The organism is Shewanella sp. 125m-7 (genome assembly GCF_052977045.1).
Window position 1 is genome coordinate 1 of sequence record NZ_JBRILQ010000035.1, and the last position, 17924, is coordinate 17924.

Genomic DNA, 17924 nt, shown 5'->3' on the forward strand with positions numbered 1-17924 from the left:
GTTCTAGGTTCTAGGTTCTAGGTTCTAGGTTCTAGGTTCTAGGTTCTAGGTTCTAGGTTCTAGGTTCTAGGTTCTAGCATCAACCTAACCCCCCTAGCCTTTATTTCTAATTTTTATTGTTATGTTTTGGATTTTATATGCTCTAATCTTTTCGTCTTTTCCGTGAGTGAGCTTGCGAACGTTCCGTTATCCGCCAGCGAAGCATTCGGCCCAGCTTTTATCCTTCCTAGCCCCTAGTACCTTTCTTAGCTCTTCCTAGCACCTTCTTCGCTATAACAAAAACAGTCTGTAGTGTGGTCATTGACCATGCCAACCGCTTGCATAAAGGCGTAGCAAATTGTCGGGCCGACAAAGTTGAATCCCATCTTTTTTAATGCCTTAGACATGGCTTCTGACTCAGGGGTTTGTGCGGGTAACTCCGCTGAAGAACCAAAATGATTTACCTTAGGAATATCGCCAACAAAGCCCCATAAAAATACTGAGAAATCATTCCCCTGCTCTACATATGCAAGATAAGCTTTTGCGTTTCTGATGATCGAGTTTATCTTTAATCGATTGCGCACAATGCCCGGATTAAGCATTAACTCCTCAACTTTGGCTGCATCAAAGGTCGCAATAGTTTTAGGATCAAAATGGGCAAATGCCGCCTCATAATTTTGCTGTTTTTTAAGAATAGTAATCCAAGATAACCCGGCCTGCTGCCCATCTAAACAAAGCTTTTCAAATAACTCTAAGCTGTCATAAACCGGCCTTCCCCACACCTTGTCATGATACTCTTGATAGATAGGATCTTTGCCTACCCAAGCACAACTTGTCACTTCCATTGCTGTATTCCTAATTTTTTAAGCTATCAGGTAAAAAATAACCTACATAAGCGTTATTCTACAAGGTATAATTGATCCCATTTTCTATTAAAGCTTCCAGGCAGTAGACAAGCGGATATGACGACGAAACACGACGTAAAAACATTCCAGGGCTTCATTATGACCCTGCAGGAATACTGGGCGCAGCAAGGTTGCGCAATCGTACAACCATTGGATATGGAAGTAGGTGCGGGTACATTCCACCCTATGACATTCTTACGTTCATTAGGCCCAGAGCCAATGAGCAGTGCCTATGTTCAGCCATGTCGTCGCCCAACTGACGGCCGTTACGGTGAAAACCCTAACCGTCTTCAGCACTACTACCAATTTCAAGTAGTACTCAAGCCATCGCCAAGCAACATTCAAGAACTCTACCTAGGCTCATTAGCAGCCGTCGGTGTAGATATGAATGTGCATGACGTTCGCTTCGTAGAAGACAACTGGGAATCACCAACACTAGGTGCTTGGGGTTTAGGCTGGGAAATTTGGCTTAACGGTATGGAAGTCTCTCAGTTCACTTACTTCCAGCAAGTGGGTGGTCTAGAGTGTAAGCCTGTAACCGGCGAAATCACTTACGGTCTTGAACGTCTTGCTATGTATATTCAAGAAGTAGACAGCGTTTACGATCTTGTTTGGACCGACGGCCCAATGGGCAAAATCATGTACGGCGATATTTTCCATCAGAACGAGGTTGAGCAATCAACTTATAACTTCGAACATGCCAATGTTGAAGTACTGTTCAAGATGTTCGACGACTGTGAGCAAGCTTGTGAGCGTTTATTGACGCTAGAAAAGCCACTTCCACTACCTGCTTATGAGCAAGTAATGAAAGCCTCTCATGCATTTAACCTGCTTGATGCTCGCCACGCTATCTCTGTTACTGAGCGCCAGCGTTATATATTACGCGTTCGTACCATGGCTAAAGGCGTAGCTGAGTCTTACTATCAGGCCCGTGAAGCGCTTGGCTTCCCAATGTGTAAGTAGAGGAATAACTAATGAATTTTGAAAACTTACTCATTGAAGTAGGCACTGAAGAGTTACCACCAAAATCACTACGTAAGTTAGCTGAGTCTTTCTTGGCTAATTTTACCGAAGAGCTAACCAAGGCAGAATTAAGCTTTGAGTCTGCGGTATGGTACGCAGCGCCACGTCGTTTAGCGATTAACATCAACCAACTAGCACTAGCACAAGCAGACAAGGTGGTTGAGAAGCGTGGACCTGCTGTAGCGCAAGCATTTGATGCTGACGGTAACCCAACGAAAGCGGCTATGGGCTGGGCTCGTGGTAACGGTATTACTGTTGAACAAGCCGAGCGTTTAAAGACAGATAAAGGCGAATGGTTACTACATCAAGCACGTGTTGTTGGTGTTGAAACTAAAAGCCTTATCGCCGACATGGCGCAGCGCTCTTTAGATAAATTACCTATCCCTAAGCCTATGCGCTGGGGTAGTAACACCACGCAATTTATCCGTCCTGTTCACACGGTCACTATGCTACTGGGTAGCGAAGTGGTTGACGGTGAGCTACTAGGCATCAAGTCCGATCGCGTTATTCGTGGTCACCGCTTTATGGGTGAGTCTAGCTTCGAGTTAGATCATGCTGACAACTACCTTGTTGCTCTTAAAGAGAAAGGTAAAGTATTAGCCGATTACGAAGCACGTAAAACGATTATTAAAGCGGGCGCAGAAGCTGCAGCAGCTAAAATTGGTGGCGTAGCCGATCTTGAAGATGACCTGCTTGAAGAAGTGACTTCTCTCGTTGAATGGCCAGTCGTTTTAACAGCAAGCTTCGAAGAAAAATTCTTAGACGTACCTGCTGAAGCTTTGGTTTACACCATGAAAGGCGACCAAAAATACTTCCCTGTATTTGATAATGCTGGCCAGTTACTGCCTAACTTTATTTTCGTGACTAACATCGAATCTAAAGATCCACAGCAAATTATTTCAGGTAACGAAAAAGTGGTTCGTCCACGTCTTGCTGATGCTGAGTTCTTCTTTGAAACCGATAAAAAGGAATCTCTTGAAGCACGCCTTGCCAGCTTAGAGACCGTTGTATTCCAAAAGCAACTTGGCACCATTAAGCAACGCGTTGAGCGTATCTCTGCGATGGCCGGTTACATAGCCACCAGCATTGATGCTAATAGCGAAGAAGCGGCCCGTGCAGGTCTATTATCAAAGTCAGATTTGATGACTAACATGGTAATGGAATTTACTGACCTTCAAGGCACTATGGGTATGCATTACGCACGCCTTAACGGTGAAACTGAAGCCGTAGCCGTTGCACTATCTGAGCAGTATAAGCCTAAGTTCTCTGGCGATACCGTTCCAACGGCCCCTATCTCAATTTGTGTGGCACTAGCAGAAAAGCTCGACACCCTCGTGGGTATCTTTGGTATCGGCCAAGCACCAAAAGGTGCTGCGGACCCGTTTGCACTTCGCCGCGCAGCAATTGGTGTGCTACGTATCTGTTTAGAGAACAACTTACCGCTAGATCTTGTAGACCTGATTGCTAAAGCACAAGAGCTACACGGTGAATCTCTGACTAACCCAGACGTGGCAGAACAAGTACTTGAGTTCTTTATGGCGCGTTTCCGTGCTTGGTACCAAGATCAAGGTGTGAGTGTAGACGTGATCCTAGCCGTATTGGCTCGTCGCCCTACAGCTCCTGCTGATTTTGAAAGCCGCATTAAAGCCGTTGCTCACTTCAGAACACTAGAGCAAGCATCTGCACTAGCCGCTGCTAACAAGCGTGTATCAAACATCTTGGCTAAAGTTGAAGGCGAGCTACCAGCAGCTATCGATGAAAAACTACTTGTCGAAGATGCTGAAAAGGCGCTTGCAGCTAAACTTGCTGAGCTTCAGCCACAGCTAGCACCGCTTTTTGCGGCGGCTAACTATCAAGAAGCGCTAGCACTGCTTGCGAGCCTGCGTGAGAGTGTTGATACATTCTTCGAAGATGTGATGGTAATGGCTGACGATGAAGCCCTTAAGAACAACCGCCTAGCGCTACTTTCTAGCCTACGCGAACAGTTCTTACATGCTGCTGATATTTCATTACTTCAGTAATCGCTGAGTAATGAGTAATAAAAAACGCGCCTATTGGCGCGTTTTTTATATTATCTTTTAGCTAAAACTGCACGAGTTTCAGATGCAGTAGTTCAAATGTCTCACGGTCTATAGCGGCTTCAAATAACAGCCGATTCAATTGTTCTGGTGGTAACTTACCCGCTTCAAATAACATAGAACATTCACTGATAAGATTTGCGCGCCAGACGACTTCTGCGAGTCCACCAGCAGGCTTAAAATCGGCGACAGCTAAACGGCCGAGCTCTGACTCAAATAAGGATGGTAATTCCCAATAGCGAGCCAGTAGCGCGCTTAAACTCAAAGATTTTGTCGTCATCACCTGTCGAAATAAGCTCGAACAAGGCTGCTCACCGGGTTCTGCTTGCTTAAATGCTTCTAGTAACAATTTAAAAATCGCAATTTTGCCTACGTCGTGCAGTAAACCTAATAAAAATGCACTGTCAGGATCGTCATCGGTAAGCTCACTTGAAAGGTAGGCAACCTGCATCGAGTGGCGCCAAATTTGACTGCCAAAACGACGAAAATAGATAGGTTTAACCTCTACGACTTTACGCATCATGGCTGTAGTCACAAAGCGACGCATCTGTTCACGGCCAAGCTGAACTAAGGCCTGCTGTAAGCTAGTCACCTCTTTATCACCGCGCCTAAATAGCGGTGAATTACAAAGATTAAGCACCTCTACACTTAATACCGGATCTTTTTCGATTAAGGCTAACAAAGCTTTAGTGTCGCTGTTTTCATCTGCGAGCTGCTGATCTAATGCAGCGATTTGAGTCGGTAACTTTAATACCCGTTCAGCAATGGCCTTAGGAGAGGCGATTGCAGCTTCTACACGCCTAAATACGCTTTTCTCAAGCTCATTTGCAGTGCCGATCATTTGAGAGCTTGGAAATAACAAGCTATAAAACAACGCCGAAAGATCAATCGCCACCGGAGTATCGACGATCTGTTGGGGAATTTTTGGCGCAGATTCACTTTGCTTGGACTGAAAATGATCCATTGATCCACTAAAGCTCTTTGGCTTCTCAATAACTAGCTGTTCTCTGATATTAAACAGTTTTTTTATGGCTTTACTAAACAATTTATTATGACCGGGTACTGTATTTTAAACAAAAAAATCGGTGCATATAGCACCGATTTCACTCAATCTCTAAGTGTACTTATAAAAATAAACTTAAACGTCGAGGTTAGCCACATTAAGCGCGTTAGCTTCAATAAACTCACGACGAGGCTCAACGTGATCACCCATCAAACAAGTAAACAGTTGGTCAGCACCAATCGCATCTTCAATAGTTACTTGCAACATACGACGAGACTCAGGATCCATTGTAGTTTCCCACAACTGCTCAGGGTTCATCTCACCCAATCCCTTATAACGCTGTATGTATAGGCCGCGCTTAGATTCGCTCATCAACCAATCAAGAGCTTCAACAAAGCTTGTTACATCCTTAGTACGCTCACCACGTTGTACATAACCGCTTGCTTCAACCATACCGTTGATTTCAGAGCCCATCTTAACGATGCGCTGGTAATCTGTAGACTGGAAGAAGTCATACGAGAACATATAGTGTGTATCGATACCATGCTTACGGATAGTAATCTTTGGTAGATAAACCTGACGCTCAGGATCGAGTACCGGCTCAGCACTATATAAAATACCGCCAGACTCTTTTTCAATGAGGTCAGCAATAAATACATCAACCCAAGCCTTCACCTGTGCTTCATCGCTCAACATCTCATTAGTGATTGCTGGGTGATATAGCATTAGATCGGTAATATTAGCTGGGTAACGTTGCTCTAGACGCGCAATGATAGACTCAACTTCACGATACTGATTAACTAAACGCTCTAACGGCTGGCCAGACATGCCTGGTGCCCCCTGCGAAGGATAGATGTTTGCATTATCAAGCGCTTGAGTCGTTAGGTACTCTGTTAGTGCCGGATCATCTTTTAAATACTGCTCTTGCTTACCTTTCTTAACTTTGTACAAAGGTGGCTGTGCAATATAAATATAACCACGTTCAATAAGTTCAGGCATTTGACGGAAGAAGAAGGTCAACAACAGCGTACGAATGTGCGAGCCGTCGACGTCAGCATCGGTCATGATTACAATGTTGTGGTAACGCGTCTTATCTGGATCATATTCGTCACGACCAATACCACAACCTAGTGCAGTAATTAGCGTAGCAACTTCCTGAGAAGATAACATTTTATCGAAACGGGCTTTTTCTACGTTTAGGATCTTACCCTTTAGTGGCAGAATCGCTTGGTTCTTACGGTTACGCCCCTGCTTGGCTGATCCGCCAGCAGAGTCACCTTCCACTATGTAAATTTCAGAAAGACCGGGGTCTTTCTCTTGGCAGTCAGCTAGCTTACCTGGCAAACCACCTAAATCTAATGCGCCTTTACGACGAGTCATTTCACGCGCTTTACGCGCCGCTTCACGAGCACGAGCAGCATCGATAATCTTACCAACAATCATCTTAGCTTCGTTTGGATGCTCGATTAGGTAATCACCCAATTGTTCACCCATTGTCTGCTCAACTGCCGTTTTCACTTCACTAGAAACCAGTTTGTCTTTAGTTTGTGAACTGAACTTTGGATCCGGCACTTTAACAGAAATAACTGCAGTTAAACCTTCACGAGCATCGTCACCCGTCGCTGCAGTCTTACCTTTCTTGTTATACCCTTCACGTTCCATGTAGTTATTCAAGTTACGTGTTAACGCACCACGGAAGCCCGCTAAGTGAGTACCACCATCGCGTTGTGGAATGTTGTTGGTAAAACAGAAGATATTCTCTTGGAAACCATCGTTCCACTGCATAGCCACTTCAACGGTAATACCGTCTTCACGCTCTTGGCAGAAGTGGAATACTTCTTTGTTTACCGGTGTCTTGTTAACGTTTAGATAGTCAACAAACGCGCTGATACCGCCTTCGTACTTGAAGAACTCATCACGGTTATCACGCTCGTCAACAAGACGAATACCAACACCTGAGTTCAAGAATGACAATTCACGAACACGCTTGGCTAAAATATCAAAATGGAACAGGACATCGGTAAAGGTTTCTGTACTTGGCCAGAAACGGATTTCAGTACCAGTCTTAGTCGCTTCACCAATAGGCGCAATAGGAGCATCTGGTACACCATGGGTGTAAAACTGCTCATATACCTTACCTTCACGACGAATAGTCATCTGTAACTTAGAAGATAGTGCGTTTACAACTGAGACACCCACACCGTGCAAACCGCCTGATACTTTATAAGAGTTATCATCGAATTTACCACCAGCGTGAAGTACAGTCATAATAACTTCAGCTGCAGAGATACCTTCCTCTTCGTGAATAGATACCGGAATACCACGGCCGTCATCTCGAACCGATACCGAACCATCGGCATGAATCGTAATAATGACGTCGTTACAGTGGCCCGCTAACGCTTCATCGATAGAGTTATCGACTACTTCGAATACCATGTGATGTAGACCCGTGCCATCATCGGTATCGCCGATGTACATACCTGGTCTCTTACGTACCGCATCAAGGCCCTTTAGAACCTTAATACTCGAAGAATCATAACTATTCTCTGACATATTATTCTCTCGTCGGTTATTCAATTACCGTTACACGACCGTGTTCCACATGGAACATCTTACTTGGCGGCGTGATTAACGAATCCACTATTGCTGCAGGCTCAATAGCCGTGACAAAAACTTGTGCCCCGGTATCCACTAACTGCTGTAACAATAGTTTTCTATGCTGTGCATCCAATTCCGATGGAAGATCGTCCACCAGATAAATACTTTTTTTATCTATTTGTTGTTTTAGCAACTTTCCCTGTGCAATGCGTAATGCACAGACTAACAATTTCAGCTGACCACGAGATAAAGCATCTTGTGCCGGTAGGGTTCCTACCCGCAAACGTAAATCCGCTTTATGAGGTCCACTGACGGTATAGCCTGTGGCTAAATCTCTGGGATATTGCGTCTCGAGTAGCTGTACATACTCGGTTTTTGCATCCCATCCTCGGGTAAAAGAAACCTTAACATCAACCTGAGGTAAAAACTCTCCGATTATACCCTTAAGTAGCTCATTTAACGAGTCTACATATTGCTTTCTTATGTCGGTGACCAGTTCAGCATAACGAATAAATTCTTTATCCCAAAATTGGATAGAACTATAAGCAGCACCGTCCCTGAGTAACTGATTTCGCTGCTTTAAAATTCGACGTACATTGATCCATGCAGCATAAAAACGGGGGTCAGAATGAAACGCGCCCCAATCAATAAACTGACGTCTGGATTTAGGTCCCTCAAAAAGCAATGAAAAGCTCTCTGGAGTAATAACCTGAATGGGTAAGGTTTCAGCCAACGTTGATAAACGCTTTACTTTATCACCATTAATTTTAACTTCAATATCGCCGCTTCTAAAGCGACGCAATCCGATCTTACTCTGCTCGTCGCCATTATTCATACTGGCAAATAGCGTCAAAGCGTCGTCATCATTTTTAATCACACGCTGCGAAAGATGACTGCGAAAGGAACGGCCCATCCCAAGGAAGTAAATCGCCTCAAGAATACTGGTTTTACCGCTACCATTCTGACCATAAATTAAGTTAAGTCCGTCACCCGGCTGCAACTGTGCAGAGGTTATATTTCGAAAAGCTTCAATATGAAGACGGCTAAGACTCATTAATGACCTTTATAGCAGCGAAGGAGGTTCTATGACTCATTATGAGGTTAACCAGATAAAAACGCGTTAGCTTTTATCTGGTTAGCCGTAGATGGAGATAGAAGAGAGAGTTGTAGACTACAATCTCATTGGCATAACAACATACATAGAGTCTTGCTCTATGTGATTGTCGATAAGCGCACTTGAGTTGCCATCGATCAAGGTGATACGCACATCATCAGAAGGCAGATTATTTAATACATCGAGTAAGTAACTGACGTTAAAACCTATCTCTAATGGTGTATTCTCATATTCAACATCTAAGATCTCTTCCGCCTCTTCCTGTTCCGGATTATTCGCAGTGATCTTAATAAGGTTATTCTCAAGCTGTACACGCACACCGCGGAACTTCTCATTCGACAGAATAGAAGCACGCAATAGCGCTTGTTTTAGCTGCAGACGGCTAGCAATAACGATTTTGTCACCACCTTTCGGCAATACACGACGATAATCAGGAAAGCGTCCATCCACTAACTTACTGGTAAATACCGCTGTTGCCGTTGTCGCCCTAATCGCATTGTCACCAATAGCAATGGTGACATCGAGATCATCAGCTTCAAACGAGCGCATCAGTTCTAATACGCCTTTGCGCGGCACAATCACCTGCTTCTCAGGTAGAGAGGCTTCAATGGTACGATGGCTTAGCGCCAAACGATGACCGTCTGTAGCAATAGCGCGTAATACGTTACCTTCGGTTTCAAGCAGTAAACCATTGAGATAATAACGCACGTCTTGGTTGGCCATAGAGAACTGCGTCGCGTCGATCAACGACTTCATTGTGCCCTGCTTTAGCGTAAACTCAATCTCGGCCTCAAAAGCATCAACATTTGGATATTCTTCAGCAGGCAAGGTCGCCAAAGTGAAGCGACTACGGCCAGAACGTAATAATAAACGATTTGCTTGCTGCTCTATCTTAATCTCAACTTGATCCGGTAATGACTTAACGATGTCTAGAAACTTCTTAGCAGGAACCGTGGTACGACCTTCAGTAACTTCACCTTCTAGCGCAACCTCACCAACCAACTCTACTTCTAAATCAGTACCCGTCATCTTAAGAGTGTGATTACTTACTTCAACGAGTAAGTTGGCCAAAATAGGCAAGTTGTGACGTCTTTCTACCGCCCCGCTGACGAGTTGTAACGGTTTTAATAGAGCATCCCTATCAATTGAAAATTTCATTGATTCAATATCCCAGATATTAAGAAGATAAGGTTCTTATCAAGTTAGCATAATCTTCTTTGATGTCATGACTTTCTTCACGCAATTGTGCAATTTTACGACAAGCATGTAATACCGTTGTATGATCACGACCACCAAATGCATCACCAATCTCAGGTAAGCTTTGGTTAGTTAACTCTTTAGATAAAGCCATGGCCACCTGTCTTGGTCGTGCCACACTGCGCGAACGACGCTTAGATAACATGTCCGCCATCTTAATCTTGTAGTATTCCGCTACTGTCTTCTGAATATTATCAATGGTGACTAACTTCTCTTGTAAAGCCAGCAAATCACGCAGTGCTTCACGCACAAAGTCGATAGTAATCGGGCGACCAGTAAAGTTCGCGTTAGCAATAACACGGTTTAGTGCGCCTTCAAGCTCACGTACGTTTGAACGTAAACGCTTCGCAATAAAGAAAGCCACCTCATCTGGTAAGTTAATGCCACTCTCTTGTGCTTTACGCATCAAGATCGCCACTCGGGTTTCTAACTCTGGCGGTTCAATAGCAACCGTTAGGCCCCAACCAAAACGAGACTTTAGACGATCTTCAACACCGTCGATCTCTTTCGGGTATTTATCTGACGTCAAAATGATCTGATGATTACCCTCTAATAAGGCATTAAAGGTATGGAAAAATTCTTCCTGAGATCGGTCTTTATTAGCAAAAAATTGAATGTCATCAATAAATAATGCATCAACGCTACGGTAGTAACGCTTAAATTCTTCTATTGCGTTATTTTGTAACGCTTTAACCATATCCTGCACAAATCTTTCTGAGTGCATATAAACCACTTTGGCATTCGGGTTGTTTTTAATTATGCCATTACCAACAGCGTGCAATAAGTGAGTTTTACCTAAACCGGTGCCGCCATAAAGGAACAAGGGGTTATAGGCACCACCAGGATTTTCTGCCACCTGCATAGCAGCCGCTTTACCTAACTGGTTTGATTTACCTTCGACGAAGTTATCAAACTGATAAGTTGGATTAATATTGCTACGATGATTAGCATTAGCAATCGGATCGGCATGAGGTGTATTAAAAAAGGGTTTTACGACGTCCCTACTAACAGGTCTAGTCGTTCTTATTGCTGCAGTGGCTTGAACAACGGGTCTAGCCGACGGGCGGCTACCGATATCGAAACGCAAATTTGGCGCATCGCTACCCATTTGTTCAGTAAAAAATTGGTTGATGATATTTAGGTATTTATCCCGAACCCAATCTAACACAAAACGATTAGGCGCATAGATGACGAGCGTGTCGCCTTCCATTTCTGCTTGTAACGGTCTTATCCACATACTGAATTGCTGAGCAGATAGCTCATCTTGCAGCCTTGCGATACATTGTTGCCAAAGTGAAACCGCCACGTACTTATCCCCAAAAGATCATACTAAAGAGGCCTATTCTATAGTGAGACCACGCGGATCGCTATCCTTTAAATATATTTATCCCCAGATAGATTGTCTAATCATTCAGATCTCGATCTTAAAAGATCTGTTGCGATCAAAAAAGATTAGCCAAGCAGCAAATCCAGCTTTATAAAGCGATCCAAATCGATCTATAATATAAAACATTCGATCAGTATTTAGATCGCCTAAACCACTAGATGTAGTGGTAACTCACAGAGTTATCCACATATTCTAGTGGCTTTAAACTGACGAATAATATTAATAGATGGCAATATTTAACCACTTAAACTTATTCATGGTTGACGTGCATAACTAAAGTGATTACAATTCGGCCTCTTTTTTGCCCTTAGCTCTTTTTTGGAGTTTAAGGTTTATTAACCTAACAAAGACGGATTGCCATAATGAGTAAACGTACTTTTCAACCTAGCAACCTGAAGCGCAAGCGTTCTCACGGCTTCCGCGCTCGTATGGCTACTGTAGGTGGCCGTAAGGTCATCGCACGTCGCCGTGCTAAAGGTCGCGCTCGTCTTTCTGCGTAACCGTAGAGATGCAAGTGACTAGCTATACCTTTACGCGGGAGTTACGTTTGTTAACTCCCGCGCAATTTAAATCTGTTTTTACCAAACCTATCAAAGCGTCCTCCGCTGAAATAACCTTACTTGCAATTCCTAATTCTGAACAACACCCACGTTTAGGACTAACTGTTGCCAAGCGTTATGTCAAAAAAGCAAACCAACGTAACCGCATTAAACGTGTCATTAGAGATAATTTCCGTTTACACCAGCATGATCTACCAGCTGTGGATATCGTTGTGCTTGTCAGAAATGGCGTGCTTGATATGGAAAACGCAGAACTCAAAAACTTAGTAGAAAAGCTATGGCGAAAACTATCTCGCCGTTACAATGGCTAGCAACTACGATTATTCGTGGTTACCAACTACTTATTAGCCCCGTAATGGGGCCTCGTTGTAGGTTCAATCCAACGTGCTCATACTATGCAATCGAAGCAATTCGTTTGCATGGGGTGCTGAAAGGGTGTTGGCTCGCAATAAAACGCATATTAAGATGTCACCCTTTACATCCGGGCGGAGAAGACCCCGTCCCTAACAAAAAACATAGGTGCGATAAATAGGTTATGGAATCTCAACGCAATATATTGCTGATCGGTTTGCTGTTTGTCAGCTTCCTACTGTGGCAACAGTGGCAAGCAGATCAAGCGCCTCTACCGGTGGCTGCAGCTCAAACACAATCTTCTATTCCAGCTTCAACAGTTGCTGACGCTCATAGTTCAGACGTACCTGATGCCGATTCGGCAGTACCTGAAGCTGTGACAGCATCTAAAGAACTCATCACAGTTATTACTGACCAACTAGCTATCAAAATTGATCCCGTTGGCGGTGATATCGTTTACTCAGCACTACTTGCTCATAATCTTGAGGAAAATGGAGATGAGCCATTCGTTCTTCTAGAGCAAACTAACGATATCTATTACATCGCACAAAGTGGCCTTATTGGTCGTGACGGTATCGACAGCAGTGTAAAAGGTCGAGCTCATTTTGACAGCGCTTCACGTGAGTACAAATTGGCTGATGGCCAAGATACACTAAATGTGCCACTAACTTATGTTAGTGATAAAGGCGTAACTTACACTAAAGTATTTGTTTTCACTCGTGGCAAGTACAACATCGCAGTTGATTACCAAATCAACAACACTTCTGATGCTTCGCTTCAAGTTCAAATGTATGGACAAATTAAGCACAGCATCAAGGAGAGCGAAAGCAGTATGATGATGCCTACTTACCGTGGTGCGGCATTCTCAACTGCTGATACTCGCTACGAAAAGTACAGCTTTGACGATATGGCTGACAAAAACCTAGATGACTCAACACTGGGTGGCTGGGTTGCTATGCTACAGCATTACTTCGTATCGGCATGGGTACCACCTGCAACTGAAAAGAACATTATCTTCTCTAGTGTGAAGAATGGTCTTGCTAATATCGGCTTCCGTGGTGAGCTACATGATATCGCGCCAGGCACAGAGCAAAGCATTAAGTCTGAGTTCTATGTTGGTCCTAAAGATCAAGAAGCCCTATCAGCACTTTCTCCATCGCTGAATCTAGTAGTAGATTATGGTTTCCTATGGTGGTTAGCCGTACCTATCTACAAACTATTGATGTTCTTCCAGTCAATCGTTGGTAACTGGGGCTTTGCTATTATCCTAATCACGCTAACTGTTCGTGGTATGTTATATCCGCTAACGAAAGCGCAATACACCTCTATGGCGAAAATGCGTAATCTGCAGCCTAAGCTTGCTGAACTAAAAGAGCGCTTTGGTGATGACCGTCAGAAGATGGGTCAAGCTATGATGGAACTGTACAAGAAAGAGAAAGTGAACCCTATGGGTGGCTGTCTTCCAATCTTGCTACAGATGCCTATCTTCATCGCACTATACTGGGTCCTGCTAGAAAGTGTTGAATTGCGTCATGCGCCATTCATGCTTTGGATTACTGACTTGTCAGTACAAGATCCATACTACGTACTCCCAATCCTTATGGGTATCTCGATGTTCATTATGCAGAAGATGCAGCCAATGGCACCGACGATGGACCCTATGCAAGTTAAGATGATGCAGTGGATGCCAGTAATCTTTACCGTATTCTTCCTATGGTTCCCAGCAGGTCTGGTTCTATACTGGTTGGTAGGTAACTTAGTAGCGATTACCCAGCAGAAAATTATCTATGCTGGTCTGGAGAAAAAAGGGTTAAAATAACCTTTAGCTCCGACTAACAAAAAGCGGTCTAATACTGAGTATTGACCGCTTTTTTGCTCTCTATGTAGACACAATTTTTTTATTAGCAACCTCGTCAAGTCAAACCCCACATCCTTACGCAGCAAAATCTGCCACGAATATGGGATGAGATGCATACCGAGATGACTATAAATAAATCACTGATAATCAGATTAGGAAACACAGTAATGACAACAGATACTATCGTGGCGCAAGCGACCGCTCCAGGACGTGGTGGCGTAGGTATTATTCGCGTATCTGGCGACTTAGCAACGAATGTCGCCATGGCGGTGTTAGGACATATACCTAAAACGCGTTATGCCGATTACTGTGATTTTAAAGATGACTCAGGTGAAGTCATCGACCAAGGCATCGCGCTATTCTTTAAAGGTCCAAACTCCTTTACTGGTGAAGACGTATTAGAGCTGCAAGGCCATGGTGGCCAAATCGTTCTCGATATGTTGATTAAGCGCGTGATGGAAGTCGATGGACTGCGAATAGCAAAACCAGGCGAATTCAGCGAACAAGCCTTTATGAATGACAAGCTTGACCTAACTCAAGCCGAAGCGATTGCCGACTTAATTGATGCCACCAGTGAGCAAGCCGCTAAAAGCGCGTTAAATTCACTTCAGGGCGAATTCTCTACTCAGGTACATGAACTGGTAGAACAGGTCACAAATCTGCGCTTATACGTCGAGGCAGCAATTGATTTTCCTGATGAAGAGGTCGATTTTTTATCAGATGGTAAAATTGCAGCCTCACTCAACGGGATTATTGGCAGACTAGATGGCGTGCAAGCAAGCGCTAAGCAAGGCTCTATTATCCGTGAAGGGATGAAAGTAGTGATTGCAGGTCGTCCTAATGCTGGCAAATCAAGCTTATTGAATGCCCTAGCAGGTAAAGAGTCTGCTATTGTGACTGAAATTGCTGGCACCACACGTGATGTACTACGTGAACATATTCATTTAGATGGTATGCCACTGCACATAATCGACACAGCAGGTTTGCGTGATACCGTCGATACCGTTGAAAAAATTGGTATTGAACGCGCTTGGGATGAGATAAAAACAGCCGATCGCGTACTGTTTATGGTCGATGGCACTACCACGACGGCGGTTGACCCACATGACATTTGGCCTGATTTTATCGATCGTCTCCCCAACAACTTAGGGGTAACAGTGGTACGTAATAAAGCCGATATTACCGGTGAAGATCTTACTATAACCCAAGAAACTGGCCACAGCGTTTTCCGGATCTCAGCTAAAACGGGCTTAGGCGTTGAAGAATTAAAGCAACACCTTAAATCATTAATGGGCTACCAGAGTAATCTTGAGGGTGGCTTTATTGCCCGTCGCCGTCATTTAGAAGCGCTCGACTTAGCTAGCAGCCATCTGTTACTGGGTAAAGAGCAATTAGAAGTGTATCAAGCAGGCGAGTTGCTCGCAGAAGAGCTGCGTATGTGTCAGATGGCACTATCAGAGATCACAGGTAAATTCACTTCTGATGATCTACTTGGAAAAATCTTTAGTTCCTTCTGTATTGGCAAGTAAAACCGCTAAAATTAAGAACGATTCAACTAAATAGAAAGCCACAGCAGAGTTACCTGCTGTGGCTTTTTGTCGATCAAAATTACTATCATGTTACAGCTTCGATCCAGAATGATCTAAAGCTGAAAAGCAATGATCGAGATCACCAAATGATAAATAAGTATCAACAGAGATATCAACAAGCAAAACAGATCTGTGGACAGATCTCATACCGCTGACAACTACAAGCGTAAGCCTTTGTTTATAATGCTTTTATGATGGAATTTATTCATACTGGAACTATAAATAATTTTGTACATTTGGATCTTTACAGATAAGTTATACTCAGAATATAAGCAAATGATCCCAGCCTAAATTCGATCTCTATTTTCCAAGCAAGCACACATAAATTTGCGGGTCACAACCAATTGGTAAGATAGACTTATCTTACTTTATCGTTTGGGATCTAACATTGATAACAAATTTAACAGCGCTCTGGATACTCATACTAAAAGGCTAGTATCGGCTTATGAAAATAAATCGCAGTGATAGCATCATTCAGATAACTCAGCTTAGTGAATCCCCCCTTAAAACAACAAGAGATCCAATAGATTACAGTAAAGCTCTATTTTCCAGTTAGTGACAGAAAGCTGCGTAGATAAGGGTTTTCAATTCTAGCGTTCAACAAACCTTCTAGTACATTAGTTCCACGTGAAACCTTATATAAGTTAATAACTTGCTTATTAATATGAGCTACCAACCAATAAAAACAGTAAGCTTTTGATTAACAACCAAAATCCACAATTTCAAAGGCGGGTGGCGTTGTGGGACTTGTGGCCTCTGTGTATTTTAGGAAACAATTATCACCACTATACTTTTTTGATTGCGTCATAAAGCGAATGTAATTTTTACCATTATTATGAAAATACCAATCACCTGGTTCGTCATCGTTAAAAACAGAATCAGTGAAGGTCGCCATAATTAATATGCTCCAGGCTTTCTTGGAGTCAGCAGCGGGGTAACCGTAGGCTAAATGTATTTTTTGGCCATCGATGATGATGACATTTTCATCATCGGTTGTATCATCCTTATCTTCACCAGGCTTATTCTGTAAGCCCTGCAACACAGATTTTGGATAAAGCACACTCATAGCACCATGCATCTCGGCTCTAAGGCCCTTCAACGACGATATTCGAGCATCAGATTGAAGATCAATAAAACGGGGAGCAGCAACAACAGCGAGTAAACCTAGAATAATAATAACCACTACTAACTCAATTAGTGTAAAGCCACTTTTCTGCATGAAATTCATCGTTTTATTTAACAAGAAGAGAACACTATTATATTGAATTAACAAATAATTTGAAATGAATACTGCTCACTTTTACAAGGCTATGGCTCACACTCTATTTGATCAATAGGACGAATGCCAACCACATTAATGAGTACGATTGCTATTAGTAGACAGGGATAATTAGACCAACAGGAACTGACAATGGCAGGATACAAAATACCGCTGTAGTTCAAGCGTAAACAAACTCTGCCAATCGAGTGAGTACTTTTACGTGCTGTATCACTTTCATTCCAATTCGATCACTGTAAAATCCGCGCCTTGTTTTGATTGCTTACTTTTATACAGCGCATTTATGATGATCGATTTAGCTTTACTACCACTATATTTAACCACTGTCGTCGCCCTACTTCTTATCCCTGGCCCGGATATGCTATTGATAGCAAGCTCTAGCCTAAGCTACGGTAAAAAAGTAGGCGTTTATGCGAGCTTTGGTAATGCAACATCAGGACTCATTTTAACTTTGTTGGCTGCAATGGGTGTGTCGGCGGTAATAGCGATGAACCCGATGGCACTGGAAGTGCTGAGAATATTGGGCGGGGCCTACTTGTTAAAAATGGGTTGGGACTGCATGCGTAGCTCTGCTGCACAGGCACCTGAAATAGAGCAACAGAATAATCTTGCTAAACTGCTATATCGCCGCGCAGTCGTCAGTAATCTACTCAACCCTAAAGCATTAATATTTTTCGTTTTATTTTTGCCTCAATTCGTTTCAACTCAATTAACTGCCAGTTCAGGCGAACAAATGTTAGCACTAGGGTTACTGCTTAACGTGATGGGATTGGCCTTTAATCTACTACTGGTGGCCTTAGTTGGTAGCGTAGGCAAGCCATTGCTCAAGAATGAGAAATTCCGAACTTATCAAAATAAGTTTATGGGGGTGATCTTCTTTGTTTTGGCTATCTGGCTACTGGCTTCTCAAGTACAAAATATCAGTTGATATAAGCAAAATAGA

Annotated in this window: 15 protein-coding genes; 8 read left to right on the top strand and 7 right to left on the bottom strand. The window is 43.2% G+C overall.

The genetic code is table 11. The features are described from left to right. Positions 1-245: 245 nt before the first annotated feature. Positions 246-824: a DNA-3-methyladenine glycosylase I gene (locus ACVBIL_RS15185; RefSeq protein WP_447167811.1), complete on the bottom strand. Its 579-nt coding sequence runs from the start codon at positions 822-824 to the stop codon at positions 246-248. A 117-nt stretch (positions 825-941) separates the two neighbouring features. Here ACVBIL_RS15185 and glyQ point away from each other — a divergent pair, with 117 nt between their 5' ends. Together glyQ and glyS are read left to right on the top strand one after the other, a co-directional pair. Next, the gene (gene glyQ, locus ACVBIL_RS15190) at positions 942-1847 is read left to right on the top strand and encodes a glycine--tRNA ligase subunit alpha (RefSeq protein WP_447167812.1); all 906 of its coding nucleotides are present in this window, start codon (positions 942-944) and stop codon (positions 1845-1847) included. An 11-nt stretch (positions 1848-1858) separates the two neighbouring features. Then, a complete protein-coding gene (gene glyS, locus ACVBIL_RS15195; RefSeq protein WP_447167813.1) occupies positions 1859-3928 on the top strand; it encodes a glycine--tRNA ligase subunit beta in 2070 nt (689 codons plus the stop codon). Between the two features lie 61 nt (positions 3929-3989). Here the strand turns inward: glyS and ACVBIL_RS15200 are convergent, their stop codons facing one another. The 5 genes from ACVBIL_RS15200 to dnaA all read right to left on the bottom strand — a co-directional run bounded on the left by ACVBIL_RS15200 (position 3990) and on the right by dnaA (position 11263). Then, a complete protein-coding gene (locus ACVBIL_RS15200) occupies positions 3990-5030 on the bottom strand; it encodes an HDOD domain-containing protein (RefSeq protein WP_447167814.1) in 1041 nt (346 codons plus the stop codon). A 93-nt stretch (positions 5031-5123) separates the two neighbouring features. Then, positions 5124-7541, bottom strand: a complete 2418-nt coding sequence (gyrB, locus tag ACVBIL_RS15205; protein WP_447167815.1) for a DNA topoisomerase (ATP-hydrolyzing) subunit B — start codon at positions 7539-7541, stop codon at positions 5124-5126. Positions 7542-7557: 16 nt separating this feature from the next. Beyond that, positions 7558-8640 carry a DNA replication/repair protein RecF gene (gene recF / locus ACVBIL_RS15210; RefSeq protein ID WP_447167816.1) on the bottom strand — a complete coding sequence of 361 codons (1083 nt, stop codon included), beginning with the start codon at positions 8638-8640 and terminating at the stop codon, positions 7558-7560. A gap of 117 nt (positions 8641-8757) precedes the next feature. Further along, complete coding sequence (gene dnaN, locus ACVBIL_RS15215) at positions 8758-9858, bottom strand: DNA polymerase III subunit beta (RefSeq protein ID WP_447167817.1); 1101 nt, start codon at positions 9856-9858, stop codon at positions 8758-8760. Positions 9859-9877: 19 nt separating this feature from the next. Continuing rightward, positions 9878-11263: a chromosomal replication initiator protein DnaA gene (gene dnaA, locus ACVBIL_RS15220; RefSeq protein WP_447167818.1), complete on the bottom strand. Its 1386-nt coding sequence runs from the start codon at positions 11261-11263 to the stop codon at positions 9878-9880. A gap of 443 nt (positions 11264-11706) precedes the next feature. On the opposite strand from dnaA, the gene rpmH reads away from it, so the two are divergent. The 5 genes from rpmH to mnmE all read left to right on the top strand — a co-directional run bounded on the left by rpmH (position 11707) and on the right by mnmE (position 15642). Beyond that, a complete protein-coding gene (gene rpmH / locus ACVBIL_RS15225) occupies positions 11707-11844 on the top strand; it encodes a 50S ribosomal protein L34 (RefSeq protein WP_011867659.1) in 138 nt (45 codons plus the stop codon). A 14-nt stretch (positions 11845-11858) separates the two neighbouring features. After that, entirely contained in the window at positions 11859-12215 is a 357-nt protein-coding gene (rnpA, locus tag ACVBIL_RS15230) for a ribonuclease P protein component (protein ID WP_249000585.1), read from the top strand. After that, entirely contained in the window at positions 12182-12436 is a 255-nt protein-coding gene (gene yidD / locus ACVBIL_RS15235; RefSeq protein WP_447167819.1) for a membrane protein insertion efficiency factor YidD, read from the top strand. Before rnpA ends, yidD begins: the two co-directional genes overlap by 34 nt. Positions 12437-12439: 3 nt before the next feature. Beyond that, a complete protein-coding gene (gene yidC / locus ACVBIL_RS15240; protein ID WP_447167820.1) occupies positions 12440-14074 on the top strand; it encodes a membrane protein insertase YidC in 1635 nt (544 codons plus the stop codon). A gap of 206 nt (positions 14075-14280) precedes the next feature. Beyond that, complete coding sequence (mnmE, locus tag ACVBIL_RS15245) at positions 14281-15642, top strand: tRNA uridine-5-carboxymethylaminomethyl(34) synthesis GTPase MnmE (RefSeq protein WP_447167821.1); 1362 nt, start codon at positions 14281-14283, stop codon at positions 15640-15642. A gap of 760 nt (positions 15643-16402) precedes the next feature. Here mnmE and ACVBIL_RS15250 read toward each other — a convergent pair. Continuing rightward, positions 16403-16921, bottom strand: coding sequence for a type II secretion system protein (locus ACVBIL_RS15250; RefSeq protein ID WP_447167851.1), 519 nt, complete (start codon positions 16919-16921; stop codon positions 16403-16405). A gap of 343 nt (positions 16922-17264) precedes the next feature. Between ACVBIL_RS15250 and ACVBIL_RS15255 the strand changes: the two genes are divergently transcribed. After that, positions 17265-17909, top strand: coding sequence for a LysE family translocator (locus ACVBIL_RS15255; RefSeq protein ID WP_447167822.1), 645 nt, complete (start codon positions 17265-17267; stop codon positions 17907-17909). Positions 17910-17924 lie beyond the last annotated feature (15 nt).

Coding starts and splice junctions, on each gene's coding strand:
- ACVBIL_RS15185 (WP_447167811.1), bottom strand. CDS start 824: ATGGAAGTGACAAGTTGTGCTTGGGTAGGCAAAGATCCTATCTATCAA.
- glyQ (WP_447167812.1), top strand. CDS start 942: ATGACGACGAAACACGACGTAAAAACATTCCAGGGCTTCATTATGACC.
- glyS (WP_447167813.1), top strand. CDS start 1,859: ATGAATTTTGAAAACTTACTCATTGAAGTAGGCACTGAAGAGTTACCA.
- gyrB (WP_447167815.1), bottom strand. CDS start 7,541: ATGTCAGAGAATAGTTATGATTCTTCGAGTATTAAGGTTCTAAAGGGC.
- recF (WP_447167816.1), bottom strand. CDS start 8,640: ATGAGTCTTAGCCGTCTTCATATTGAAGCTTTTCGAAATATAACCTCT.
- dnaN (WP_447167817.1), bottom strand. CDS start 9,858: ATGAAATTTTCAATTGATAGGGATGCTCTATTAAAACCGTTACAACTC.
- rpmH (WP_011867659.1), top strand. CDS start 11,707: ATGAGTAAACGTACTTTTCAACCTAGCAACCTGAAGCGCAAGCGTTCT.
- yidD (WP_447167819.1), top strand. CDS start 12,182: ATGGCGAAAACTATCTCGCCGTTACAATGGCTAGCAACTACGATTATT.
- yidC (WP_447167820.1), top strand. CDS start 12,440: ATGGAATCTCAACGCAATATATTGCTGATCGGTTTGCTGTTTGTCAGC.
- mnmE (WP_447167821.1), top strand. CDS start 14,281: ATGACAACAGATACTATCGTGGCGCAAGCGACCGCTCCAGGACGTGGT.
- ACVBIL_RS15250 (WP_447167851.1), bottom strand. CDS start 16,921: ATGCAGAAAAGTGGCTTTACACTAATTGAGTTAGTAGTGGTTATTATT.
- ACVBIL_RS15255 (WP_447167822.1), top strand. CDS start 17,265: ATGATGATCGATTTAGCTTTACTACCACTATATTTAACCACTGTCGTC.